Annotated in this window: 19 protein-coding genes; 17 read left to right on the top strand and 2 right to left on the bottom strand. The window is 55.8% G+C overall.

Translation table 11 applies throughout. The annotated features are described in order from the left end of the window. Positions 1-370: 370 nt before the first annotated feature. The 6 genes from tig (at position 371) to LL947_RS07460 (ending at position 9027) form a co-directional block, all read left to right on the top strand. A complete protein-coding gene (gene tig, locus LL947_RS07485) occupies positions 371-1717 on the top strand; it encodes a trigger factor (protein ID WP_290820945.1) in 1347 nt (448 codons plus the stop codon). 134 nt (positions 1718-1851) lie between these two features. After that, positions 1852-2469, top strand: coding sequence for an ATP-dependent Clp endopeptidase proteolytic subunit ClpP (gene clpP / locus LL947_RS07480; protein WP_290820947.1), 618 nt, complete (start codon positions 1852-1854; stop codon positions 2467-2469). A 92-nt stretch (positions 2470-2561) separates the two neighbouring features. After that, positions 2562-3842, top strand: a complete 1281-nt coding sequence (clpX, locus tag LL947_RS07475; protein WP_290820949.1) for an ATP-dependent Clp protease ATP-binding subunit ClpX — start codon at positions 2562-2564, stop codon at positions 3840-3842. 256 nt (positions 3843-4098) lie between these two features. Beyond that, entirely contained in the window at positions 4099-6504 is a 2406-nt protein-coding gene (lon, locus tag LL947_RS07470; protein WP_290820951.1) for an endopeptidase La, read from the top strand. A gap of 271 nt (positions 6505-6775) precedes the next feature. After that, positions 6776-7048 (top strand): nucleoid-associated protein HU-beta, encoded by a 273-nt coding sequence (hupB, locus tag LL947_RS07465; RefSeq protein WP_171701524.1) that lies wholly within the window; start codon positions 6776-6778, stop codon positions 7046-7048. Between the two features lie 164 nt (positions 7049-7212). Continuing rightward, positions 7213-9027 (top strand): SurA N-terminal domain-containing protein, encoded by a 1815-nt coding sequence (locus LL947_RS07460; protein WP_499832825.1) that lies wholly within the window; start codon positions 7213-7215, stop codon positions 9025-9027. A 75-nt stretch (positions 9028-9102) separates the two neighbouring features. Here the strand turns inward: LL947_RS07460 and LL947_RS07455 are convergent, their stop codons facing one another. Together LL947_RS07455 and LL947_RS07450 are read right to left on the bottom strand one after the other, a co-directional pair. Then, on the bottom strand, positions 9103-9870 hold the full coding sequence (locus LL947_RS07455; RefSeq protein ID WP_290820956.1) for a UDP-2,3-diacylglucosamine diphosphatase: 768 nt from the start codon (positions 9868-9870) through the stop codon (positions 9103-9105). A 53-nt stretch (positions 9871-9923) separates the two neighbouring features. Next, on the bottom strand, positions 9924-10421 hold the full coding sequence (locus LL947_RS07450; RefSeq protein ID WP_290820958.1) for a peptidylprolyl isomerase: 498 nt from the start codon (positions 10419-10421) through the stop codon (positions 9924-9926). A gap of 127 nt (positions 10422-10548) precedes the next feature. On the opposite strand from LL947_RS07450, the gene LL947_RS07445 reads away from it, so the two are divergent. The 11 genes from LL947_RS07445 (at position 10549) to LL947_RS07395 (ending at position 24512) form a co-directional block, all read left to right on the top strand. Continuing rightward, on the top strand, positions 10549-12228 hold the full coding sequence (locus tag LL947_RS07445; RefSeq protein ID WP_290821052.1) for a glutamine--tRNA ligase/YqeY domain fusion protein: 1680 nt from the start codon (positions 10549-10551) through the stop codon (positions 12226-12228). A 23-nt stretch (positions 12229-12251) separates the two neighbouring features. Further along, complete coding sequence (cysS, locus tag LL947_RS07440; RefSeq protein ID WP_499832824.1) at positions 12252-13652, top strand: cysteine--tRNA ligase; 1401 nt, start codon at positions 12252-12254, stop codon at positions 13650-13652. A 244-nt stretch (positions 13653-13896) separates the two neighbouring features. Next, entirely contained in the window at positions 13897-14754 is an 858-nt protein-coding gene (osmF, locus tag LL947_RS07435) for a glycine betaine ABC transporter substrate-binding protein OsmF (protein ID WP_499834385.1), read from the top strand. A 44-nt stretch (positions 14755-14798) separates the two neighbouring features. After that, positions 14799-16007 carry an ABC transporter permease gene (locus LL947_RS07430; protein WP_499832823.1) on the top strand — a complete coding sequence of 403 codons (1209 nt, stop codon included), beginning with the start codon at positions 14799-14801 and terminating at the stop codon, positions 16005-16007. Next, positions 16000-16962 carry an ABC transporter ATP-binding protein gene (locus tag LL947_RS07425; RefSeq protein ID WP_404413292.1) on the top strand — a complete coding sequence of 321 codons (963 nt, stop codon included), beginning with the start codon at positions 16000-16002 and terminating at the stop codon, positions 16960-16962. Before LL947_RS07430 ends, LL947_RS07425 begins: the two co-directional genes overlap by 8 nt. Next, a complete protein-coding gene (locus LL947_RS07420) occupies positions 16955-17716 on the top strand; it encodes an ABC transporter permease (protein WP_499832822.1) in 762 nt (253 codons plus the stop codon). The genes LL947_RS07425 and LL947_RS07420 overlap by 8 nt, the downstream gene beginning before the upstream one ends. An 88-nt stretch (positions 17717-17804) precedes the next feature. Continuing rightward, complete coding sequence (locus tag LL947_RS07415) at positions 17805-18929, top strand: RNA-guided endonuclease InsQ/TnpB family protein (RefSeq protein ID WP_499832821.1); 1125 nt, start codon at positions 17805-17807, stop codon at positions 18927-18929. A gap of 248 nt (positions 18930-19177) precedes the next feature. Then, on the top strand, positions 19178-20377 hold the full coding sequence (locus LL947_RS07410; protein ID WP_499832820.1) for a thiamine pyrophosphate-dependent dehydrogenase E1 component subunit alpha: 1200 nt from the start codon (positions 19178-19180) through the stop codon (positions 20375-20377). 1 nt (position 20378) lies between these two features. Next, on the top strand, positions 20379-21356 hold the full coding sequence (locus LL947_RS07405) for an alpha-ketoacid dehydrogenase subunit beta (protein ID WP_290820968.1): 978 nt from the start codon (positions 20379-20381) through the stop codon (positions 21354-21356). A gap of 30 nt (positions 21357-21386) precedes the next feature. Continuing rightward, positions 21387-22640, top strand: coding sequence for a 2-oxo acid dehydrogenase subunit E2 (locus LL947_RS07400; RefSeq protein ID WP_499832819.1), 1254 nt, complete (start codon positions 21387-21389; stop codon positions 22638-22640). Positions 22641-22652: 12 nt separating this feature from the next. Then, positions 22653-24512, top strand: a complete 1860-nt coding sequence (locus LL947_RS07395) for a protein kinase domain-containing protein (protein ID WP_404413289.1) — start codon at positions 22653-22655, stop codon at positions 24510-24512. Positions 24513-24589 lie beyond the last annotated feature (77 nt).

Below are 24589 nucleotides of genomic sequence, written 5' to 3'. Positions count from 1 at the left end.
CCCATGACTGATGCTGCCGCTTGCCCTCAGTCCGGGCAGTCTTCCTCCCCAGCCCCTCACCGCTGAATGTCCTGGCGTCCAGGGGCTGTTTCATGCATACCCCCTTGAACGCCAATACTCATTGTTTTGCAGCCAGCATTCGCCTCTCACAGCCTTCAGTCCCGCATGAAAGGATTGGCTGTCAGAATGCCCAAAAAATAAGTTAGTTGAGATAAAACCATGGCTTGGCGACAAAAAGGGCTTGTTTTTCTGCGTCCAGCCCTCATCTAGGGCGTAAGGTGCTTGCCACCATGCGCCAGGGTTCTTAAAATTGCCCCCTTGAATAACATTTTTCTAACTCACAAAACGCACAGCCGCTAGAGGACAATTCATGCAAGTTTCCGTCGAGACGCCCTCCCAGATTGAACGCCGCATCACCATTCAGGTGCCGGCAGCAGACATCGATGAGGCCGTCAACGCTCGCTTGAAAGAAACCGCGAAAAACGTTCGCCTGAACGGTTTCCGCAAGGGCCGGGTGCCTATGGCTGTGGTTCACCAGCGTTACGGTCACGATGTTCGCAACGAAGTTGTGGGCGAGGTGATGCGCGAACGCTACGTGCGGGCGATTACTGAGCAGGCGCTTAATCCTGCTGGCTACCCGCAGATTGAAGCGACCGTTAACGAAGCCGGTAAAGACCTTGAGTTCATTGCGACCATGGAAATCTATCCTGAGGTCGAGCTTGCGTCTATCGAGGGCACCGAGGTTGAGCGCCCGGTGGTCGAGGTAACGGAAGCCGATGTTGATGAAATGATCGAGACCCTGCGTAAGCAGAACGCTGACTGGGTAGAGGTTGACCGCGCGGCTGCCGACGGTGACCAGCTCAAGATCGATTTTCAGGGTTTTATTGATGATGAACCCTTTGAAGGCGGGAGTGCTGAAGGCCATGAGCTGGTGCTGGGTTCGAACAGTTTCATTCCCGGCTTTGAAGAACAGTTGATCGGTGCAACGGCGGGAGAGGAAAAAACCTTGAACGTCACTTTCCCGGACGATTACCAGGCCGAGAATCTGGCCGGTAAAGAGGCCACCTTCAAGGTGAAAGTCCATTCTGTCAGTGCCCAGGAGCTGCCGGAAGTTGATGCAGCCTTTATTGAACGCTTCGGTGTGGAAGGAGGCGATGAAGCCCAGTTCCGCGCTGAAATCAAGAAGAATATGACGCGTGAAGCCTCTCAGGCAGTTGATAACCGCGTGAAGCAGCAAGTGCTGGATGCTTTGCAGAAAGCCAATGAAATCCCGGTACCTGCCGCACTGGTTCAGCAAGAAACTGACGGCATGAAGCGTCAGGCAGCGCAGCAGTTTGGTCTGGGGGAAGACTTTGATGTCAGCCAGCTTCCAAATGAGCTGTTTGCCGAGCAGGCCAAGGGGCGTGTGCAGGTCGGTTTGCTGCTGGCTGAGGTGATCAAGGCGAATGCGCTTGAGGCCAGCGATGATGAAATCAAGGCCAAAGTGGCAGAACTTGCTGAGCAGTATCAGGAGCCTGAGCAGGTTGTTGAATACTACATGTCCAATGATCAGCTCAAGACCCAGGTCAAATCAGCGATTCTCGAAGAGAAAGCGGTTGGCCAGCTGCTCGAACAGGCAAGCGTCAAAGACGTTGAAATGTCCTACCAGGCGGTATTGGCAGCAGCTCAGCAGCAAGATGAGGCGGATGAAGAGCAAGACGAAAACGCAAGCGCCTGATAAGCTGATAGATATATTCTATGCGGTTTAATGTTGTTTTACCTGGCCGCATACGTTTATCTTGAAAGCGACTTTACGCGCAGGTGCGTCGCGAGCGGCGCACCTTTCCCTGATCGGACGCAAGGATCACCCGAATGAGTGAATTTGATATTCAGAATGCCGGTGGCTTAGTGCCCATGGTGGTTGAACAAAGCGCCAAAGGGGAACGTGCCTACGATATCTACTCGCGCTTGCTGAAAGAACGGGTAATCTTTCTGGTTGGCCCAGTAGAAGACTACACGGCCAATCTTGTGGTGGCACAGTTGCTCTTTCTTGAGTCGGAGAACCCGGACAAGGATATCCACCTGTACATCAACTCGCCAGGTGGCTCGGTAACGGCCGGTATGTCGATTTACGACACCATGCAATTTGTTCGGCCAGATGTCTCCACAGTGTGTATCGGCCAGGCGGCCAGTATGGGCGCACTCTTGCTGGCGGGCGGTGCTGCAGAAAAACGCTTCTGCCTCCCGAATTCCCGCATGATGATCCACCAGCCACTGGGCGGTTATCAGGGTCAGGCATCCGATATTGAAATCCACACACGCGAAATCCTGGGTATCCGTGACAGGCTCAACCAGATTCTTGCCCACCACACTGGCCAGGATATTGAGACAGTCTCACGCGATACCGACCGCGATAACTTTATGAATGCTGATCAGGCACAGAAATATGGCCTGATTGATGCGGTTCTGGATAAGCGGCCTACATCCTGATAGCGTGATCCTTTAGTGCTTGCACAAAATGATAGCGTTTTCAGACAAGTTTTTCGGCGGCTGCAAGCCGCCAACGTGACAGAGGTACGCGAATGGCCGACGGCAAAGGCAAGGACGAGGGCGACAAGCTGCTTTACTGCTCATTCTGTGGCAAGAACCAGAATGAAGTTCGTAAACTGATTGCCGGTCCGTCCGTATATATCTGCGATGAGTGTGTCGATCTTTGTAACGACATTATTCGCGAGGAGGTGCTCGAAGCCGACGCCGGAAGCGACGATGAGCGCCTTCCAACGCCTCGTGAAATTCGTCACACTCTGGACGATTACGTCATTGGGCAAGACCGCGCCAAGATGGTGCTTTCAGTGGCGGTATATAACCACTACAAGCGGTTGAAATCTGAAGTCCGCGAAGGCAACGTCGAGCTCAGCAAGTCCAATATTCTGTTGATTGGCCCAACCGGCAGTGGCAAGACCCTGCTGGCTGAAACCATGGCACGGTTATTGAATGTGCCGTTCACGATTGCTGATGCGACCACGCTGACGGAAGCCGGCTACGTCGGCGAAGATGTTGAAAACATCATTCAGAAACTGCTTCAGAAGTGTGATTACGATGTCGACAAGGCCGAGCGCGGTATTGTCTACATTGATGAGATCGACAAGATTTCACGCAAATCGGATAACCCCTCCATTACCCGCGATGTATCAGGTGAAGGGGTGCAGCAGGCGCTGCTGAAGCTGATTGAGGGCACTACGGCCTCGGTGCCTCCCCAAGGGGGGCGCAAGCATCCTCAACAGGAATTTGTTCAGGTAAATACTGCCAATATCCTGTTTATTGTAGGCGGTGCCTTTGCGGGTCTGGATAAAGTCATTCGTGACCGTGCCGAAAAAGGCGGTATTGGCTTTAACGCCAGTGTGAAAAGCAAGGACTCTACCCGGGGCGTAGGTGAGCTTCTGGCGGATGTTGAACCTGATGATCTGGTCAAATTCGGGTTGATTCCGGAATTTGTTGGCCGTTTGCCAGTGATTGCGACCCTTACCGAGCTATCGGAAGATGCCTTGGTGCAGATTCTCACCGAACCCAAGAACTCGCTGATCAAACAGTATGCCAAGCTCTTCGAGATGGAAGGGGTAACGCTGGACTTCCGTGAAGATGCCTTGCGTGCGGTTGCTGTAAAAGCAATGGAGCGCAAGACGGGCGCACGCGGTCTGCGCTCGATCCTTGAATCTGTATTGCTTGATACCATGTATGAGATTCCTTCGCTTGAAGGGGTCACTCAGGTGGTGATTGAAGCCTCTGTGATTGCTGGGGAAAGTGAGCCGCTGTTGATTTATTCCCAGCAGGAAGACACCCGTGTAGATGGCACTGACGGTTAACCGTTGTCCAATGGCTGAAACATCGGTCACCGGGTTGGTTCTTAGCATTAACCCTGACTGATGTGAAGGCCAAGGGGGGTCGCCTGAGCGACCCCTTGTCTTTCGCTCCAAGCCCTTGATGGCTGCCGTGCCATTCTGACGACGCATGACACCTGTCTTTGCGCTATCGCTCATTTCTTTGTATGAGACGCTGACACTGCCTGGAGCATTGGCGGGTCTTATCCACCTATTTACCGATTTCTGAGGGTCGTCTGCGATGCAGCAGAACGCTGAAATGACACAATGTTTCCCATTACTACCGCTGCGGGATGTTGTGGTTTATCCGCAGATGGTGATTCCACTGTTTGTCGGGAGAGAAAAGTCGATTCAAGCGCTTGAAGCCGCAATGAACATGGACAAGCGCGTTCTTCTGGTGGCCCAGCGCGAAGCGTCTCAGGAAGAACCTGACAACGCCGACCTTTATGCGATGGGGACGGTTGCTGACATCATGCAGCTGTTGAAGCTCCCGGATGGAACCGTCAAGGTGTTGATTGAAGGCAACTATCGAGCTGATGTTGGCCGCATTGAAGAGCATGAGGAAGGCTTTACCCAAGCCCATATTACGCCGCGAGACAGTGAACCATTAACCGAGCGTGAGCAGGAATCCCTGGTTCGCGTGCTGCTTAATCAGTTTGAGCAATACGTTAAACTGTCCAAGAAGGTACCCAATGAGGTGCTCAATTCTCTCTCGGGTATCGAAGATCCCAGCCGCCTTGTAGATACCATTTGCGCTCACCTGTCACTGAAGATCGGTGACAAGCAGGAGCTGCTGGAAATGGATCGGGTGCGTGATCGCATCGAGCATCTGATGGCGTTGATCGAGACAGAAATTGACCTCCTGCAGGTTGAGAAGCGTATCCGCTCGCGGGTCAAGGAGCAGATGGAGAAGACCCAGCGCGAGTACTATCTCAATGAGCAGATGAAAGCCATTCAGAAAGAAATTGGCGAACTTGACGACGTACCCAACGAAGTCGAGAAATATGAACAGGATATTCATGCGGCGGGCATGCCCAAGGAGGCATTGGACAAGGCGCTTCAGGAGCTGAAAAAGCTCAAGATGATGTCAGCCAATTCCGCTGAAGCGACGGTGGTCCGCACCTACCTGGATTGGCTGGTGGATGTCCCATGGAAAAAGCGTACCCGGGTTAAGCATGATCTTATCAAGGCGCAGAAGGTGCTTGACGAAGACCATTATGGTCTGGACGAGGTCAAGTCCCGTATTCTTGAATACCTGGCGGTGCAGAAGCGTGTGCGCAAGATGAAAGGCCCGGTGCTTTGCCTGGTTGGGCCGCCTGGCGTGGGCAAGACATCTCTGGGGCAGTCGATTGCCCGGGCGACCAATCGTAAGTATGTACGGCTGGCGCTGGGCGGTGTGCGCGATGAATCAGAGATTCGCGGCCACCGGCGTACCTATATCGGCTCCCTGCCCGGCAAGCTGATGCAGCGTATGAGTCGTGCCGGCGTAAAGAATCCGCTGTTTCTACTCGATGAAGTCGATAAGCTGGGCATGGATCACCGCGGCGACCCTGCGTCTGCACTGCTCGAAGTGCTGGATCCTGAGCAGAACAACAGTTTCAGTGATCACTATCTGGAATTGGATTACGATCTTTCCGAAACGCTGTTCATCTGTACTGCCAACTCGATGAATATTCCGGGTCCCTTGCTGGATCGTATGGAAATAATTCGTATCCCCGGCTACACCGAAGATGAAAAGCTGGCCATTGCCAAACGTTATCTGCTGCCCAAGCAGCGTGAGGCCAACGGGCTCAAGGCTGATGAAATCGAGCTTGACGATTCCGCTGTGTTGGAGCTGATACGCTATTACACTCGTGAAGCGGGTGTGCGTGAATTGGAGCGTCAGATTGCCAAGGTCGCACGCAAGGTGCTAAGAGAGCGGCTTGAGCAGGAGCGCGAGGGCAAGGCAGTGGCAACTCCGCTGCTGACCGAACAGCAGATCGAGACCTACGCAGGCGTCCGGCGCTATAGTTACGGCCTTGCCGACCTTGAAGACCAGGTAGGTCGGGTCACCGGATTGGCGTGGACATCGGTAGGTGGCGAGTTGCTGAACATTGAATCAGTGGTGACCCCTGGTAAGGGGCGAGTCAACAAGACAGGGTCCCTTGGCGATGTCATGAAAGAGTCTGTCAGTGCCGCTCACACGGTGGTGCGTGCACGGGCAGAAGAACACGGTATAGACCCGGAGCGCTTCGAAAAAGACGATCTGCATATTCATGTGCCTGAAGGTGCGACACCCAAGGATGGACCCAGCGCTGGAATTGCCATGGTAACGGCCATGGTGTCGGCTTACTCCAGGCGATGTGTGCGCTGTGATGTCGCCATGACCGGAGAAGTGAACCTGCGCGGTGAGGTACTGCCAATTGGTGGTCTAAAGGAGAAATTGCTGGCTGCGCGCCGGGGTGGTATAAAGACTGTTCTGATACCTGAGGAAAATCGTCGCGATCTGAAGGAAGTGCCTGACAACATCAAGGATGCACTCGATATCCGGCCTGTGCGTTGGATTGATGACGTACTGAAGGTGGCATTGACGGATCCTGACGAGGGTAGCGCCATGGTTAATGGCGAGAACACCTATAATGGTAGTGCCGTCGCCAGCACTCACTGATTTAACATCAGCTGAATCAGCATTTGCTGACACAGTACTGATGGATGTCGTAAGCTGATGTATCGATTCTGGCGACAGGTACCAAGGATTGTAAAAGCATCAAGAACTCATAAAGAGTGCGCCCAACGCCTTGTATGGCGGGCGCTTTATCGTATGGTCGCTTGACAGTTGAATCTCTGCATTGCTATAAAACCAAGCCATGCTTTGTTCGTCGATCCAACCGGTGACCATACCGTTCAGAGCCATTTTTGAAAAAGTCAAGGGGTGAAGTGTGAATAAGTCTGAGCTGATTGAAGCCATTGCCGCATCTGCTGATATTTCCAAGGCAGCGGCAACCCGCGCGTTGGATGCCATGGTGGAGTCTGTCACTGAAAGCCTCAAGCAGGGCGAGAGCGTTTCACTGGTAGGATTCGGTACTTTTACGATCAAAGAGCGCGCTGCACGTACCGGCCGCAATCCGCAAACTGGTCAGCCGATTGAAATCAGTGCTGCCAAGGTGCCGAGCTTTAAAGCAGGCAAAGCACTTAAAGACGCCGTCAACTGATCCGGTTGTACTGAGGCATCTGATGGGCGCGTCGTGCAAACGATGCGCCCATGTTATTTCATGCCTTGTGTTTTAAGTCACAACGGTTGTGGGTGACGCCCTGGACCCTGATGTGACTGAACTGTTTTGTAGTAAACCGTTTATTTGTTTGAACCGAGGCTAACATGCTGCAAAGTATCCGAGATGGCTCGAAAAGTTGGGGAGCCAAGATCATCATTGGCGTTGTGGTTGCCGCCATGGCGCTGTTTGGTGTGGAGTCACTGTTTACCCTTTTTGGTGCTGATCCCGATGAAGTGGTGGAAGTCAACGGTGATTCCATCAAGCGCCAGCAGGTGGAAATGGAAGTCCAGCGCGCCATGCGCTCAGGGCAGGTGCCGGCTGAGCAGGAGCGAGCGCTGCGTAACGATGTGCTTGATCAATTGATTACCCAACAGCTGCTGACTCACTATGCTGAAGAAGGCGGTTTTTACGTTTCGGAACAGCAGCTGGATCAGCTGATTGTCAATCTATCCGAGTTTCAGGATCAGGATGGGCAGTTTTCCAGTGAGCTGTTTCGCAATCGACTTGCCAGCGCCGGCTACACACCGCTTTCCTTCCGCGATGAATTGCGCGTTGATATCAAACGCCGCCAGTTGCAGCAGGGCATGGCCTTCAGTGATTTTAGCCTTGAATCCGAACAGCAGCGCCTGGCCGCTCTCCAGCGCCAGCAACGCAGTTTCCGCTACAGCATGCTAACCGCTGATGATCTTGATGAAGATGTCACCGTGACGGAAGCGCAGATAGACGACTACTATGCGGACAACAGCGAACGTTTTGAACGTCCTGAGCAGGTGCGTGTGGAATATGTCGTGGTTGATCGTCGGGAGATGGCCGACAGCGTCGACATCGACGAAGAGCAGTTGCGTGATGCCTGGCGTGCCGATAATGATGATGCCGACCGGCGCGTTGCCCATATCATGATCAACATTGGCGATGAACGGAGCCGGGAGGAAGCCCAGGAAGTTGCTGAGGAGGCGTTGGCAGCGCTTGAGGAAGGCGAAAGCTTTGCCGACACGGCTGCGCGTTACTCAGATGACACGGTGAGCGCCGAGAATGGGGGGGATCTGGGTGAAATCAGCCGTGGGTTCTTTGGCGATGCCTTTGACGACGCTGCTTTTTCACTCCAGGAAGATGAAGTGTCTTCTATCGTCGAGATGGACGATGCCCTGCATATCATCACGGTCACCGACGTTGACCGTCCGCCCTTTGAGCAGCAGCGCGACGTGCTGCGTGAACAACTGGCTCTGGAAGCCGTTAATGATGAGTTTAATCAGCGTGTTCAGCAGCTGATCGACGATAGCTTTGCCGCGGATGATCTGCAGAGTGTTGCCGACGATATCGGCCTGAGCGTTGAACAAAGTGACTGGCTGGCCCGTAACGAAGGTAGCGGTATTCTGTCAGAACCGGGGGTGATGGACGCGGCTTTCAGTGATGACGTGCTGGAAGAGGGCTATAACAGTGATGTGATCGAACTCGATGATGATCGCCGGATGGTGTTACGCGTGGCAGAACACCGCGATGCGACCCAGTTGCCGCTTGAAGACGTGCGCGACCAGGTAGTCGCCGCAGTGACGGCAAAGGCTGAGCAGCAGGCATTGGTTGCAAAAGCTGAGCGCATGCTGGAAAACGCCGAGGACGATACCGCCATCGATTGGCTCGACGTTGACGGTATTTCTCGCGAGCAGCAAACAACCGTGCCGAACAGTCTGGTGCAATCTGTTTTCCGCATGCCGCATCCAGAGGACGGTGATGCTGTGTTCGACATTGTTGAATTGCCTCAAAGCGTTGCCCTGGTAGCGCTCGATGAAGTAACGCCTGGCGACGTGGATGAGCAGACCGAGCAGTTTGTCGCTCAGATGGCAGAGCAGTTGCGCGCGCAGTCGGTGATTCAGGGGTTGATTGATTATCTCAACAGTGAAGCTGAGATTGTGCGGCGTTAAATCTGTCAAAAAGTCTGGCAGAAAAAAACCGCCCTGTTGAAGATCATCAGCAGGGCGGTTTCAGTGGGTAGAGCGTTATGCCTGAGGTGGGCGCGTGATATCAAACTGACGCAATTGCGGTGTCCAGGCACCTTCCTCAATGACGATATCCCAGCCGTGCCGGGTATCCCAGTCGCCCAGCACGTAGCGTCTGGCGGGCATATCCTCGACCACCATGTCATGTACCCTGGGCCGATGGGTATGGCCATGAATCAATGTTGTTACCCCGTACTCGGCCATGACCCTGATCACTTCGCCTGCAGTAACATCCATGATCTCATCGGCTTTGTCCGCATTGGCGCTGTCGGACTGCTGGCGCAGGCTCTTTGCCAGCTCAAGGCGCTGATCCAGGGGCAGGGCAAGCATCTGTGCCTGCCATTGCGGGTCGCGAGATTGCTGGCGAAAGGCCATATAAGCCTCATCTCGGGTACACAGGCTGTCACCGTGCATCAGAATTACAGGAATGTCATGCAGTTCAAAGACCTGCACATCAGGCAGCAGGCGGGCCTTGCAGGCATTGGCAAAGCGTTCGCCAATCAGGAAGTCACGATTACCATGCATCAGATAGACGGCGGTGCCGCTGTCTGCCAGGGTTGCCAGTGCCCCGGCCACCCTTGAGGCCACCTCTGTCATGGGGTGTGGCATATCAAGCAGATCATCACCAATCCAGGCATCGAACAGGTCACCAAGTATATACAGTGAATCCGCACCTGATGCGGTGCCGGCTACATAGTCAACAAATCCCTGAGTGATCTCGGGGGTATGCTCACTCAGGTGAAGATCAGCAATGAATAGGGTGCGCATCAAGGGCTCCAAAGGGGTGAATGTGATCAGCGAAGAGGGGTAACCTGCCGGGATCAATCTTCCTTGATGTAGGCTTTTTCGATAATCACATCCTCAGCGGGAACATCCGCATGCATGCCTCGGCGAGTGGTGGTGACCTTGCGGATGGCATCCACTACGTCCATACCGTCAACGACTTCGGCAAAGACCGCATAGCCCCAGCCCTGAAGGTTCTTGCCGGTGTGGTCAAGAAAGGTGTTGTCATTGACGTTGATGAAAAACTGCGATGAGGCAGAGTGCGGATCCTGGGTGCGCGCCATGGCCAGGGTACCCTTGGTATTCTTGAGGCCATTGTCTGCCTCGTTTTCGATGGGATCACGCGTAGGCTTCTGGTTGAAATCCAGATCAAAACCGCCACCCTGCACCATGAAACCATCAATCACCCGGTGAAAGAGGGTGCCGTCGTAAAAGCCGTCACGCACATACTGTTCAAAGTTGGCAGCCGTCACAGGCGCTTTTTCATGATTCAGCGCGATAGTGATATCACCGTGGTTAGTCTGTAATACGATCATCAGTAAATTCCTGTGTTTTAAGGGACGTCCGCCTTGGCGCTATGCGCAAGTGTCACGTTATAATAGCCTTTTTGACCGGCAGCGCGAAGCCCGGCACGTCATCCACCCAGAGGTTATCAACCCCATCATGACCAACGAGACCACCCCAGCGCCGAATTTTATTCGTAACCAGGTACGCGAAGAGATTGAGGGCGGCAAGGTCACGAAAATTGTGACGCGCTTTCCGCCAGAGCCCAACGGCTTTCTGCATATCGGCCATGCCAAATCAATCTGCCTCAATTTCGGCCTGGCGGAGCAGATGGGGGGGGATTGCCATTTGCGTTTTGATGATACCAACCCTGCCAAGGAAGAACAGGCTTACATTGACGCCATCAAGGAAGACGTCAACTGGTTGGGCTTTGAGTGGGCAGGGCCGGTGCGTTTCGCCTCGGACTATTTTGACCAGCTGTATGCCTGGGCGCAGCACCTTGTCCGCGATGGCAAGGCCTATGTGGATGACCTGTCGCCCGATGAGATCCGTGAATACCGTGGCACTCTCACGGAGCCGGGCCGGTCCAGCCCTTACCGTGAGCGAAGCGTCGACGAAAATCTTGATCTGCTTGAAAGGATGCGCACCGGCGAGTTTGCCGAAGGTGAAAAAGTCCTGCGCGCCAAAATTGATATGGCCTCACCCAATATCAATCTGCGTGACCCGATCCTGTATCGTATTCGCCATGCCGAGCATCACCAGACCGGTGACAAGTGGAAGATCTATCCTTCCTATGACTTCACCCACGGTCAGTCGGATGCTATTGAGGGCATCACTCATTCCATCTGTACCCTGGAGTTTGAAGACCATCGCCCGCTGTATGAGTGGTTTCTGGATAATCTGCCGGTGCCTGCCACACCGCGCCAGATCGAGTTTGCCCGCCTGAACCTCAACTACACCCTGACCTCCAAGCGCAAACTCAAGTTGCTGGTGGACGAAGGCATTGTGGATGGCTGGGACGACCCTCGCATGCCGACTATCTCGGGCATGCGGCGGCGGGGCTATACGGCGGCGTCGATTCGTAAGTTCTGCGACATGATAGGCGTGACCCGTGCCGATGGCGGCCTGGTGGATATTGCCATGCTGACCCACGCCATCCGCTCGGACCTTGAAGATAACGCGCCCAGGGCCATGTGCGTTCTCAAGCCGCTGAAGATTGTGCTGACCAACGTCCCTGAAGATCACCAGGAAGTGTACGAGGTGGCGGGTCACCCGGCCCGTGAAGATATGCCGGTGCGCCAGGTGCCCTTTACCCGCGAGCTGTATATCGATCAGGATGACTTCATGGAAGATGCGCCCAAGAAGTTTTTTCGCCTGGCCCCGGGCAAGGAAGTCCGTCTGCGCAACAGCTATGTGATCCGCTGTGATGAGGTGATCAAGGATGCCGATGGCGAAGTGACCGAACTGCACTGCAGCGTTGATTTCGACACACTGGGCAAGAACCCTGAAGGCCGTAAGGTGAAAGGCGTTATTCATTGGGTCAGTGCTCGCCACGGCATTCCGGTAGAAGTGCGCCTGTATGAGAACCTGTTTCTGGAAGAACAACCGGATAAGGACAAGGACGTTGACTTCCTCGATCACCTGAACCCGGAGTCCCTGACGGTCACTCAAGCCTTTGCGGAGCCAAGCCTTGCCCAGGCAGCGCCGGAATCACGCTTCCAGTTTGAGCGGGTGGGTTATTTCTGCGCGGATCGCCACGCGTGCACACCTGAAGCGCTGGTCTTCAATCGTACGGTCGGCCTGAAGGACACCTGGGCCAAAATCAAGCAGAAGGGCTAATCCACACGGGCTAAGGAAGTGCTATGCAGATTTACAATACCCTGACACGTCGCAAGGAAGCCTTTATCACTCTGGAACCGGGCAAGGTCAGCCTGTACGTGTGCGGGATGACCGTCTATGACTACTGCCACCTTGGTCATGCCCGGGTCATGGTGGCCTTTGATGTGATTACCCGTTATCTGCGTGCACGAGGGTATGAGGTCAATTATGTTCGTAACATCACGGACATTGACGACAAGATCCTCAAACGTGCCGATGAAAACGGCGAAAGCATTGAGGCGCTGACCGAGCGCATGATTGCCGCCATGCACGAAGACGAAGCGCGGCTGTATGTCCAGCGCCCGGATCATGAGCCCCGGGCCACTCGGCATATCGACGATATTATTGCCATGATCGAGACCCTGATCGAGAAAGGCTTTGCCTACGCCGCGGATAATGGTGATGTCTATTACCGGGTGCGGCGCTTTGAGGGCTACGGCAAGCTCAATAACCGCCATCTTGATGATATGCGCTCCGGGGCGCGTATCGAGGTGGATGAGAGCAAAGAGGATCCGTTGGACTTTGTGCTCTGGAAAGCCGCCAAGCCTGGCGAAGCCCATTGGTCTTCGCCCTGGGGCAAGGGGCGCCCGGGCTGGCATATCGAATGTTCTGCAATGTCCAAATGCTGCCTGGGGGATACCTTCGACATCCACGGTGGCGGGCCGGATCTGACCTTTCCTCACCACGAGAACGAGATTGCCCAGTCGGAAGCGGCCAATGACAAGCCTTTTGTGATGACCTGGATGCACGCCGGAGCGGTGCGGGTCAATCAGGAGAAAATGTCCAAATCGCTGGGCAACTTCTTTACTATCCGCGATGTGCTGACCGAACACGATGCGGAAGTGGTGCGCTACCTGCTGGTGGCCAGTCATTATCGCAGCCCGATCAACTATGCGCCGGATGCGCTGAATGAAGCGCGAAAGTCCCTGACGCGTTTTTATACCGCGCTGGAAGGAGTTGAGCCAATCACGATTGACACAGAAAATGATGATGACACTGAGTACCATCAGCGTTTTCTGGCCGCCATGGATGATGATTTCAATACGCCTGAAGCCCTGTCTGTCATGTTCGATCTGGTCCGTGAGCTCAATCGCGTCAAGACAGCAGGTGACCCCCGGGCCAGCCGTCTGGCGGCAGTGCTTCAGTCATTGGGCAATATTCTGGGGCTTTTGCAGCAGGTGCCTGATGCCTTCCTGAAAGGCGGGCAGGGGCAATCGGCACCCATGGATGAAGCCGAAATTGAAGCGAAAATTGCTCAGCGTGCCGACGCCAAGGCCAACAGGGACTTTGCCCTGGCGGACAGTATCCGCGATGCCCTGGCGGAACAGGGCATCATTCTCAAGGATTCCCGGGAAGGCACTACCTGGGTACTGGAATCCCGCTAATCCTGCCATCAATCAATATGACACGGTCAGTCTGACACGGTCAGTTTGACACTGTCGGTCTGACTTCAACGCGGATGGGTCTTATACTCATGGCAATGATTCATCACCAATGGGTCATAAGCAGCGAGCCATAAAATCCGCCTTGCGGTTTCGATCAATCTTCAAAAGGATCATTATCATGTACCAGACACCCAAATGCCTGGCGGCTGGCGTACTTTCGTTGGCTATCCTTACTTCTCAGGCGATGCTGACCGCCCAGGCCGATGATGCGGTCGTGGTGGCGTCGAAAATCGATACTGAAGGTGCCGTGCTCGGGCAGCTGATCGCCCAGACCCTTGAGCGCCAGGATATCCCCGTGGAAAAGCGCCTTCAGCTGGGAGGCACCAGCGTCGTACGCGGGGCGCTATTGGCCGATGAGATTGACCTTTATCCGGAATACACCGGTAACGGGGCCTTCTTTTTCGATATGACGGACAGCCCTGTATGGAATGATGCAGACGAGGCCTTCGAGACCGTCAAGCAGCGCGATGCTGACAATGATCTGGTCTGGCTTTCACCTGCAAGTGCCAACAATACCTGGGCCATGAGTGTGCGGGGCGATGTGGCTGAAGCGCATGATCTGGAAACGCTGGAAGACCTCGCCGACTATCTGGCCGAGGGCGGTGAGTTCAAGTTCGCGGCAAGTGCGGAGTTTGTTGAATCTGAACAGGCGCTGCCTGCCTTCCAGTCTGCCTATGGTTTTGAACTTGATGAAGACCAGCTGCTGGTGCTCTCCGGAGGCAATACCGCTGCCACCATGCGAGCCGCTGCCCAGCAGACCAGCGATGTCAACGCGGCCATGACCTATGGTACTGACGGTGGGCTGAGTGCGCTGGGGCTGGTAGTACTGGAAGATTCGCTGGGCGTTCAGCCGGTTTACCAGCCAGCGCCTGTGATCCGTGCCGAAACTCTGGATACTTATCCGCAAATCGAACCGGCGCTGAATGACGTCTTTGCCACCCTGGATCTGGAAACGCTGCAGCGTCTGAATGCTGATGTGGCCGTGAATGGTTTGTCGGCTGAAGAGGTTGCCGCGGATTACCTTGAAGAAATCGACCCCTAGATTATCTGCCTTGAATACCCAAGCAATAGGGAAAAACGCCTGATATGCCGTTTACAGATGCGCCACCGACAGGGGTTCAAGCATGGATAAAAGGGCGCCCGAATGGGGTGATGATGGTTCTGGCCATCGTCATGTTGGCCGCTCTATGGGGCTTGGACAGCGTCAGTGTTGCTGCCAACAGGATTGTGGCCGGTAGTGGCCATGCCAGCTGGGAGGCCTTTGGTTGGGTGGGGGTGGCGCTGGCGTCACTCCCTTTACTCTTGGTACTCCTGCTGGCCTGGGCACCGACCTCTTCACGTCTGAACCTGCTGTTACAGTTGGGTGCAATCATCCTACTGCTGATACTGATGCCCGTTGGCCTGGTAGTCGCCAGTCACACCCTGATTGATCCAAAGTTGCCCCAGGCGCGCCTGAGCGCGGGGGCTGCGTTCTGGGTGGTGCTTTTCTGCGCCATGTTGGCGCTGGTGGAGCTGCGCTTGCGGTTGGCATTGCCGCGGTTGTGGATCGCCCTGGTCATGCTGGGAGTAGCGCTGCTTTGGTGGCTATGTGCATCCTTGTGGCTGGATCGGCTGGCGCTGGTGCAGGAGTTCCAGGCGCGCGAAGCGGCTTTCTGGGATGCCTTGAGAGAGCACCTGGCGATGGTATCGATCGCCGTCGGGGTCAGTATTGTACTTGGCATCATCCTGGCGCTGCTGATTCGGCGCTTTCGGGGTAGTCAGCGTGCTGCCTTTGCGTTACTCAACTTTTTCCAGACCATCCCCAGCCTGGCCCTGTTCGGCCTCTTGCTAGCACCGCTTGCCTGGATATCCGCCAATGTGCCTTTCGCTGCCAATCTGGGCATCCAGGGCATTGGATATACGCCCGCCTTGCTGGCACTGGTGATCTATAGCCTGTTGCCCATGGTGCGAAACACCTTTGTAGCGTTGGAGGCTGTCAGCCCCGATGTGCTGGATGCGGCCACCGGGATGGGCATGTATCCCTCACAGCGCTTCTGGCAGGTAAGGGTCCCCCTGGCACTGCCGATTCTGCTTGAAGGCATCAGGATTACCGCTGTTCAGGCCATTGGTTTGACAGCGGTGGCAGCATTGATAGGCGCGGGTGGACTGGGTGCATTCATTTTTCAAGGTTTAGGGCAGGCTGCGATGGATATGGTGTTATTGGGTGCGCTGCCCATTTTGCTGATTGCGCTGATAGTTGATTCGGGTCTTGGGGCGCTGGGTGAGGCGTTACGCCAGGGGGCAAGTGATGATTGAATTACGTGATGTCAGCAAGTTTTTTGATCAGACACCCGCCGTGGAAGCGCTGACCCTGAGCATCCCCAAGGGCAAATTCTGCGCGCTGGTGGGCACTTCTGGCTGTGGCAAATCGACCACATTACGCATGATCAACCGTCTGCTGACCCACACCCGCGGTCAGATTGAGCTGGATGGCCAATCCATCGACGCCTACGATCCTGTGCTGCTGCGACGGCGGATTGGCTATGTCATCCAGAATACCGGCCTGTTTCCTCACTGGAATGTGGCACGCAACATTGGTCTGGTACCTCGTTTGCTGAAATGGCCCACGGCTCAGGTCAACCAGCGGGTTGAAGAGCTGATGGCATTGTTGGGGTTACCGGTCAATGAATTTGCGCATAAATATCCTCATCAGCTATCCGGCGGTCAGGCCCAGCGTGTGGGCGTTGCCCGCGCCCTGGCGGCCGACCCGGATATTCTGTTGATGGATGAACCCTTTGGCGCCCTGGACCCGATTACCCGGGAAAAGCTTCAGGAAATGCTGATGCAGCTGCAAGCCAGGCTGCATAAGACCATTGTGTTTGTCACCCATGATATGGACGAGGCTTTACGTCTGGCGGATAAACTGGTGGTGATGCGCGATGGCCGTATTGTGCAACAGGGCACGCCGCTGTCGCTGCTACAAAAACCGTCTGATGCCTTTGTAGACTCATTGCTGGGCGGGCTGGAGCGCGGGCTGAAACAGGCCTCCCTGACCCGGGTAAAGGATCATATGGTTCCGCCAGGCGCGCACTTGGCTGCCCCGCGGGTGACAACCGAGCAGACGCTGCGTCAGGCACTTTCCCTGATGCTACGCGATCAGTGCGAACGGTTGACGGTAGTGGACCCGCAGGATAAACCGGTAGGGGAGTTGTCGCTGGACAGGCTGGTCAAGGAGGCATTTCACCCCAAGGAGAGGCCGCGTGATGACTAGACCTGTTCACCCAGGTTCGGCCTACCAACCGACCCAGCTGCTGTGGCCCATGATGTGGCTGGTGCTTCTTGTTGTTGTGGTGCTTGTGATCCCACGCGCGCAGGGGCTGTTCCAATGGCTGGCGCCTGAGGCGCGGGAAGTGATCTATCAGCGAGCGGCTTTTACCCAGTTGCTGGGGCGCCATCTGCTGGTGGTCGGCGCAGCAGCCTTGATGACGATTACATTAGGGGTGCTGGCAGGGGTGGTGGTGACGCGTCAGTGGGGGCGAGACTTTCTGCCCCTGGTGGCCCAGGTCGCTTCCCTGGGGCAAACCTTCCCACCGGTCGCCGTGCTGGCCCTGGCCGTACCTGCCCTGGGTTTTGGTACCGTGCCTATCATTGTTGCCCTGGTGCTGTATGGTCTCTTGCCGATTGTACGTAACACTATCGCCGGTCTTAAAGGCGTTGACCCCGCCGTCGTCTCGGCGGCTTACGGGATGGGGATGACGCCAGGACAAATCCTGCGTCAGGTGGAGCTGCCACTGGCGGCGCCCGTGATTCTGGCCGGTATTCGTACGTCGGTGACCATCAATATTGCCACTGCCGCGCTAGGCGCTACCGTGGGTGCCAGCAACCTGGGCGATCCGATTATTGCCGGCATCGTCAATGCCAATAATGCCTACATCGTTCAGGGGGCCATGGTGATTGCACTGTTGGCGGTCAGCGCCGACAGTATGTTTGAAGTCTTTCAGCGACGTTTAGCAAACAGCGCGTAAAGCATCGCCCAATCGGGCGGTGATAAAAGCGCGCACCGCAACGCGGTGCCCAGTTGATTTTGCCACCACCCCCTGATATTTTTCCAGTATGACAAAGCGTGCCTACAAAGAACGGTTCTATCCTACTCCCGAACAAGCTGAGCTACTGGCGCAGTCGTTTGGGTGTGCCCGCTTTATTTGGAATAATACCCTGGCCCATCGCACTGAAGCGTATCAGCAACGCGGGGAGTCGGTGTCTCACGCCGACGCTGAAAAGCGTCTGGTAGGCTTGAAGGCAGAGTTTCCGTGGCTCAAGGCCGTGTCGAGTGTGATCCTGCAACAGGCGCTGCGGGATCAGAAAGCCGCCTTCGACAACTTTTTCAACCCCAAGCTCAAGGCGCGGTACCCACGTTTCAAGAAAAAGGATCGTCGCCAGTCGATCCGGCTGACCAAGGCCGCGTTTCGCTATCGTGATGGTGAGATTACCATTGCCAAGGCCAAGACGCCGCTACCCATCCGGTGGAGTCGTCCGCTGCCCAGCGAACCTTCCAGCATCACGATTTCACGCGATCGTGCTGGACGCTACTTCATCAGCTGCCTGTGTGATTTTGCGCCAGTAGCACACTCGATCACGCCCAAGACAGTGGGCATTGATCTCGGGTTGACCGACCTGTTCATCACCAGCGACGGTGCAAAGTCTGGGAATCCGCGCCACCTGAAACGCTACGAAGCGAAGCTGGCCTATTTGCAGCGCCGGTTGGCGAAGAAGCAGAAAGGTTCCCGCAACCGCAACAAGCACCGTCAGAAAGTGGCACGGTGTCATGCCAAGATCGCCGACTGCCGCCGTGACGCTACCCATAAAGCGACCCGCGCACTCATTGACGAAAACCAAGTTTTGTGCATCGAGTCACTCAATATCACGGGTATGGTCAAGAATAAACGGCTCTCTAAAGCCATTAGTGATGCTGGATGGGGTGAGTTCGTCCGGCAACTGGAATACAAGGCCGCCTGGGCGGGACGCCAACTGGTGAAAGTGAGCCAGTGGTTCCCCAGCAGCAAGCTGTGTCATGGCTGTGGCCACAAAGTGGCCAAGCTGCCGCTATCGCAGCGTCACTGGCACTGCGAAAGTTGCGGCCACCCCATTGACCGCGACATCAACGCGGCCAGGAATATACAAACCGCCGGGCTGGCGGGGTTAGCCTGTGGAGCGACTGGAGCGGGGGCAGTGGCTTAGCCGCTGCCTAGTGAAGGCGTGTGGAAGCAGGAAGGTTCTGAGGGTGACCTTGGAACCCTCGCCCAAAGCGCGAAGCGCGGCGGGCGGGGAGTGTCAGGTTCACGTACACCTTAAGTTGAATGCCTTAAAAGGGTTGGCTGCGTTAGTGTCGATAGTGTTGCGTTGACCGATGCTGGGGAAATCCCCTGGCATAAAGGGAGATAACCGACAACACTGCCCTCAAAAGGGGCCTGATAAGGATAACAAAGATGACACAAGCCACGTATCAGCCGGCCTTCATGACCGGTGATGAATGTTCGATTCCCACCTTCAGCGTGTTGAATCATGACGGTGCCCTCTATCCAGAGGCCCGGTCTCCTGATTTGCCCCAAGATAAAGCCCGCCATATATACCATGCCATGCTGGCGACCCGGATCCTGGACGAACGCATGATGGCCGCCCAGCGCCAGGGGCGTCTGAGCTTCTACATGCAGTGTACCGGTGAGGAAGCTTCCGTGATTGGTGCAACGGCAGCGCTCGATGATGCAGACATGATCATGGCTCAGTACCGCGAACAGGGCGCTTTGATGTATCGCGGCTTCAGTTTTGACGAGTTCATGAACCAGCTGTTCGGCAATCAGCTGGATTATGGCAAGGGGCGCCAGATGCCGGTTCACTACGGCTCACGCACGCTCCACTACATGACCATTTCCTCCCCTCTGGCAACCCAGATTCCTCAGGCGGCCGGTTATGCCTATGGTCAGAAACTGGCCGGTAAGGGCCACTGTACCCTGACCTTTTTTGGCGAGGGTGCCGCTTCCGAGGGTGATTTTCACGCCGCACTGAACATGGCGTCGGTGCATCAGGTGCCGGTGATTTTTTTCTGCCGTAATAACGGTTATGCCATTTCAACACCCGCGGTGGAGCAGTTTGCTGCCGACGGTATTGCCCCCCGAGCGTTCGGCTATCGCATGCACGTCATACGTGTGGATGGCAACGATGTCCTGGCGGTCTATGAAGCGACCCGCAAAGCCCGTGAAATGGCCGTGAGGGACAATAAGCCGGTACTGATTGAAGCCATGACGTATCGCCTGGCGGCACATTCCTCATCAGACGACCCGTCAGGCTATCGCTCAAAGGATGAAGAAGAAATCTGGCGCCTTAAGGACCCGATCCTGCGCATGCGCAAATGGCTTGAACAGCAGGGTTGGTGGAGCGAAGAAGAGGAAAGCAGCGTCCAGGAAAGCCTGCGCCGTGAGGTGCTCGATACCATGAAGCGCGCTGAAAAGCGCCCCCCTCCCCAACTGGATACCCTGATTACCGATGTCTACGCCGAGGTCACGCCGGCGCTGCAGCGTCAGCTTGATGCCCTCACGATGCATCTCCGCTGTTACCCGGAGGCCTATCCCGAAGACGCTCAGTCGCCAGGGCTGGACGGTAATCAGCAAGACAAAAAGGGAGCACAGTGACATGCCAACCATGAACATGCTTCAGGCCATCAATAATGCCCTGGATATCGCCATGGCAGAGGATGAAAAGGTGCTGTGCTTTGGTGAGGACGTGGGTATTTTCGGCGGGGTTTTTCGCGCTACCAGCCATCTGCAGGAAACCTATGGTAAAGACCGCTGTTTCAATACCCCACTGGTGGAACAGGGTATTATCGGCTTTGCCAACGGCCTGGCAGCGCAGGGTGCTGTCCCCGTGGCTGAAATCCAGTTTGCGGACTACATTTTTCCCGCTTTTGATCAGATCGTTAATGAAACCGCCAAATACCGCTATCGCTCCGGCGACCTGTTCAACGTCGGTGGATTGACCATCCGCACACCCTATGGTGGCGGTATCCACGGCGGGCTTTACCATTCCCAGTCGCCTGAAGCCTATTTTACCCATACTCCCGGTTTGAAAGTGGTGGTACCGCGAGACCCTTATCAGGCCAAGGGGTTGCTGCTGGCGGCCATTCGTGATCCTGACCCGGTCATCTTCTTTGAACCCAAGCGCCTGTATCGCGCATCAGTGGGCGAGGTGCCTGAAGAAGACTATCAGCTGCCGATTGGCGAAGCCGAGATCATCAAGCAGGGCAGTGATATTACGGTGGTTGGCTGGGGCGCCCAGATGGAAGTGATTGGCAAGGCCGTTGAGCTTGCCGAAGAAGCAGGAATTGCCTGTGAAGTGATTGATCTACGCAGCCTCTTGCCCTGGGATGTGGAGACCGTCGCAGACTCTGTATTCAGGACAGGCCGCCTGGTAGTGACGCATGAAGCGCCCTTGACCGGTGGTTTTGGCGGTGAAATTGCTGCCACCATTCAGGAGCGCTGTTTCCTTTACCTTGAATCGCCGATTGCGCGTGTGACCGGTATGGATACGCCTTTCCCGCTGGCGCTGGAGAAAGCGTATTTCCCCGATCATCTGAAAATATTCGCCGCTATCCAGCACAGCGTTCATTTCTGACGTTGCCTGAAGGGTTTAAAGGAGACCGACATGAGTGATTTTATCTTACCGGATATCGGTGAAGGCATTGTTGAATGCGAAGTGGTTGAGTGGCGCGTTCAGGAAGGCGACCTTGTTGAAGAAGACCAGCCAGTAGTTGAGGTAATGACCGACAAGGCGCTGGTTGAAATCACCGCCTCGGAAGCCGGGACGATTACCCAGCTGTATGTGGCCCAGGGGCAGATTGCCAAGGTACATGCGCCTTTGTATGCCTACCGGGCAGAGAGTGAGCCACCAGGCGAAGAAACCTCCCGTCCTGAGCAGAACGCTGAGCCGTCACACGCCCCGGGTGAAACACCGTCGACACAGACGCCGGGCAGCCCGCCCGGAAAGCCTTCGCCAACATCGGCACCAGCCGCTGAAACGGGAAGGGTGAAGGGTAAAACGCCGGCCAGCCCTGCGGTTCGCCGTCTGGTGCGTGAGCATGGCCTGGCGCTGGATGAGATTACCGGCAGTGGCAAGGAAGGGCGGGTGCTGAAAGAAGATGTGCAGCGTTATCTGGATGCTGGCCAAGAACCGCCAGACAAGTCGGCATCGGCTGGCCCCAGAATCGAGCCGCTACGCGGCGTACGTGCTGCCATGGCCCGCCAGATGGTGGCATCAGCAAGCTCGATTCCGCATTTTCAATACGGTGAGGAAATCGATGTGACTGACCTGCTGGCGTTGCGTGGGCGCTTGAAAGTGCAGGCGGAAGCCCAGGGTGAGCGTTTGACGCTGATGCCGTTTTTCATGAAGGCAATGGCATTGGCGGTGGCCGAGTACCCGATGCTCAATGCCCAGCTGAATGACAGCGCTGATGAGCTGCACTACTACCCTGACTGTAACATCGGTATGGCGGTGGACAGCAAGGTGGGTCTGATGGTGCCTAACGTCAAGGATGTGGGGGCCAGGTCACTGCTGGAAGTGGCGGCCGAGGTCACTCGCCTGACCCAGGCTGCCCGGGAAGGGCGCGTCGAACAGGCCGACCTCAAGGGCGGTACCATTACCATCTCCAATATTGGGGCGCTGGGTGGCACCTATGCGGCGCCGATCATCAATGCCCCGGAAGCGGCAATTGTCGCGATTGGCAAAACCCAGTGGCTGCCGCGCTTTGACGAGAACGGTGATGTCACCGGTCGAGCCATCATGACAGTCACCTGGGCCGGGGATCATCGCTTTATTGATGGCGGCACCATAGCGCGATTCTGCAATCACTGGAAAGCCAGTCTTGAAGACCCGGAAAGCATGCTTCTGAACCTGCGCTAAGGAGCCGAGAGCATGGCCGAAGCGCCCCTACAGCAGTTCTATATTCCCGAAGACCAGTCGATCTATCTGCTCAGCCATCAGGATGCACGCAAGCTGAAAGAGTGGGTGGCGCTGTGTCAGGCCCAGCTGGCGCAGCTGGGCTATGAGAAGATCGAGCTGATTGGCAAGGGGGCCTATGGATTTGTCTTTGCAGGCGTCGCCCCAGGGCCCGGGTGTTATGAAGAGCGCCAGCGGGTGTTCAAGTTCTCACGCATCACCCTGCCTTTGCACCTGCAGGAGCGTCTTGAAGAAGAGGCGTTCATGCTGGAACAGGTGGAACACCCGCGTATTCCCAGGCTGGTGGGATTCCAGCGGGTGCGCGGTCAATCAATCCTGGTCATGGAGCGCGCGCCTGGCCTGAATCTTGAGGAAGTCTCCCTGCGCGATGGGCGGCTGTCGCCCAGGCGGGTGGTCAGGATTGCTCGTCAGCTGGCCGAGGTGCTCATTGCCCTGCGCCGGGAAAGCGGCCCACGTGGTCGCCCAGTGGTGCATGGCGATATCAAACCCTCCAATCTGGTGTTCAATCCGGAAGATGAATCGATTGCCCTTATAGACTGGGGGTCGTCGGTGTTTGCACAGCTGGATGCGCGTCTGCAGTTTGTGGCAGCCAATGTCATGGAGCTGATGTCCTCTGATCTTCAGCAAACCAATGCCCGCTTGGGCGATGTGTATTTTATTGGTGAAGAACAGCTCAACGGCGCGCTGTCCTCGCCGCGATTTGATGAACAGGGCGCTGCAGGTACCCTCTATGCCCTGGCCTCTGGCCAATCCTGCCGTTTTGGCTATCGGGCGATTCCGGCAAGATCCCTGGGGTTGCCCGTGGAGTTTGCGCGTACCCTGGATGGCATGCTGGATGCCGACCCTGACACGCGTCGGCGTGCCGGGGATCACTTTCTCAAGGCCATGCCCCGCATGGCCAGGCTGGTGATGATTGACCTGCCGGAACCAGTGCCCAAGGCGCTGATTCCGGTATGGGCCCGAGCCAGCGGCCGTGAGATAGATACCGTGGTGTATAGCTCGCGCAAGACCTTTCTGCGTGAAGCCCATGTCGAAGATACTCTTAACACGGTGAACGACGTCCAGCTGGATCGCTATTACAAGCAGTTCATGCAGGGCATGGGCGAGACAGAAAAAGCCTTTCTGGCGTCGGTCAGCCGTCTGGGCAAATATCCGGTGGTGGGTGGGCTGGCCGTGCGCTGGGAACCTGACGGTGTGTTTATCGATTCGTCGCTGAACCTGCATGACCCGACACTCAAGCCCGCCTTTGTGCAGGCGGTAAATAACATGGTATTTCTCGCCCGCGCCATCCATCGTCAGGGAGTCTTCAAAAGCTGTCTGTTTGATGCGCGAAAAACCCTGCATCTGGACCGTGACAGCAGTGAACAGGCCTTTCAACCACCGCCTGAGATGCGTATTCCCTATGAAGTCAGCGATGTACCTGACATGGAAGATGACTCCCGTCAGCACAGTTATTTTGAAGACGGGCCGGACCCGGAAGAGTTGCTGGTGTTACCCGGACCTATCATGGCGACCCTGGAACACCTGAACACGATCCACCATACCGGCATGATCATTTTTGAGGCGCTTCCCAGGCACCTGAAGATTCATAGTTATTACCGCCTGCTGGATGCGCGCCAGGAAGGCGCGTTCAGACAACACCTCGCCGCTATTCTGGCCGCCGTGCCTGATATTGAAGGGCTGGGGATTTCCGGGTTCATGAAGATGCCCTACAAGGACACCCGGGCCTATACGCATATGGCCCACCAGCCAGAGCACTATTATCCCCGAGACCCACGCCAGTATCTGCGCGAGCAGCGATTTGCCCAGCGTTGAACCATAGCGCCCAAGCGTCAATGCGCAGCGCTTGAACTTTGCCGCCCGACGGGTGAGGCTATCTGTCAGGCTTTCCT

It is taken from the genome of Halomonas sp. BLK-85 (genome assembly GCF_044792155.1).
Classification (GTDB): Bacteria; Pseudomonadota; Gammaproteobacteria; order Pseudomonadales; family Halomonadaceae; genus Vreelandella.
This window is presented reverse-complemented; position numbering and strand designations above follow the sequence as displayed.

Excerpts from the sequence above, each read along its gene's own strand:
- tig (WP_290820945.1), top strand. The coding sequence starts at position 371 with ATGCAAGTTTCCGTCGAGACGCCCTCCCAGATTGAACGCCGCATCACC.
- clpP (WP_290820947.1), top strand. The coding sequence starts at position 1,852 with ATGAGTGAATTTGATATTCAGAATGCCGGTGGCTTAGTGCCCATGGTG.
- clpX (WP_290820949.1), top strand. The coding sequence starts at position 2,562 with ATGGCCGACGGCAAAGGCAAGGACGAGGGCGACAAGCTGCTTTACTGC.
- lon (WP_290820951.1), top strand. The coding sequence starts at position 4,099 with ATGCAGCAGAACGCTGAAATGACACAATGTTTCCCATTACTACCGCTG.
- LL947_RS07460 (WP_499832825.1), top strand. The coding sequence starts at position 7,213 with ATGCTGCAAAGTATCCGAGATGGCTCGAAAAGTTGGGGAGCCAAGATC.
- LL947_RS07455 (WP_290820956.1), bottom strand. The coding sequence starts at position 9,870 with ATGCGCACCCTATTCATTGCTGATCTTCACCTGAGTGAGCATACCCCC.
- LL947_RS07450 (WP_290820958.1), bottom strand. The coding sequence starts at position 10,421 with ATGATCGTATTACAGACTAACCACGGTGATATCACTATCGCGCTGAAT.
- LL947_RS07445 (WP_290821052.1), top strand. The coding sequence starts at position 10,549 with ATGACCAACGAGACCACCCCAGCGCCGAATTTTATTCGTAACCAGGTA.
- cysS (WP_499832824.1), top strand. The coding sequence starts at position 12,252 with ATGCAGATTTACAATACCCTGACACGTCGCAAGGAAGCCTTTATCACT.
- osmF (WP_499834385.1), top strand. The coding sequence starts at position 13,897 with ATGCTGACCGCCCAGGCCGATGATGCGGTCGTGGTGGCGTCGAAAATC.
- LL947_RS07430 (WP_499832823.1), top strand. The coding sequence starts at position 14,799 with ATGCCGTTTACAGATGCGCCACCGACAGGGGTTCAAGCATGGATAAAA.
- LL947_RS07425 (WP_404413292.1), top strand. The coding sequence starts at position 16,000 with ATGATTGAATTACGTGATGTCAGCAAGTTTTTTGATCAGACACCCGCC.
- LL947_RS07420 (WP_499832822.1), top strand. The coding sequence starts at position 16,955 with ATGACTAGACCTGTTCACCCAGGTTCGGCCTACCAACCGACCCAGCTG.
- LL947_RS07415 (WP_499832821.1), top strand. The coding sequence starts at position 17,805 with ATGACAAAGCGTGCCTACAAAGAACGGTTCTATCCTACTCCCGAACAA.
- LL947_RS07410 (WP_499832820.1), top strand. The coding sequence starts at position 19,178 with ATGACACAAGCCACGTATCAGCCGGCCTTCATGACCGGTGATGAATGT.
- LL947_RS07405 (WP_290820968.1), top strand. The coding sequence starts at position 20,379 with ATGCCAACCATGAACATGCTTCAGGCCATCAATAATGCCCTGGATATC.
- LL947_RS07400 (WP_499832819.1), top strand. The coding sequence starts at position 21,387 with ATGAGTGATTTTATCTTACCGGATATCGGTGAAGGCATTGTTGAATGC.
- LL947_RS07395 (WP_404413289.1), top strand. The coding sequence starts at position 22,653 with ATGGCCGAAGCGCCCCTACAGCAGTTCTATATTCCCGAAGACCAGTCG.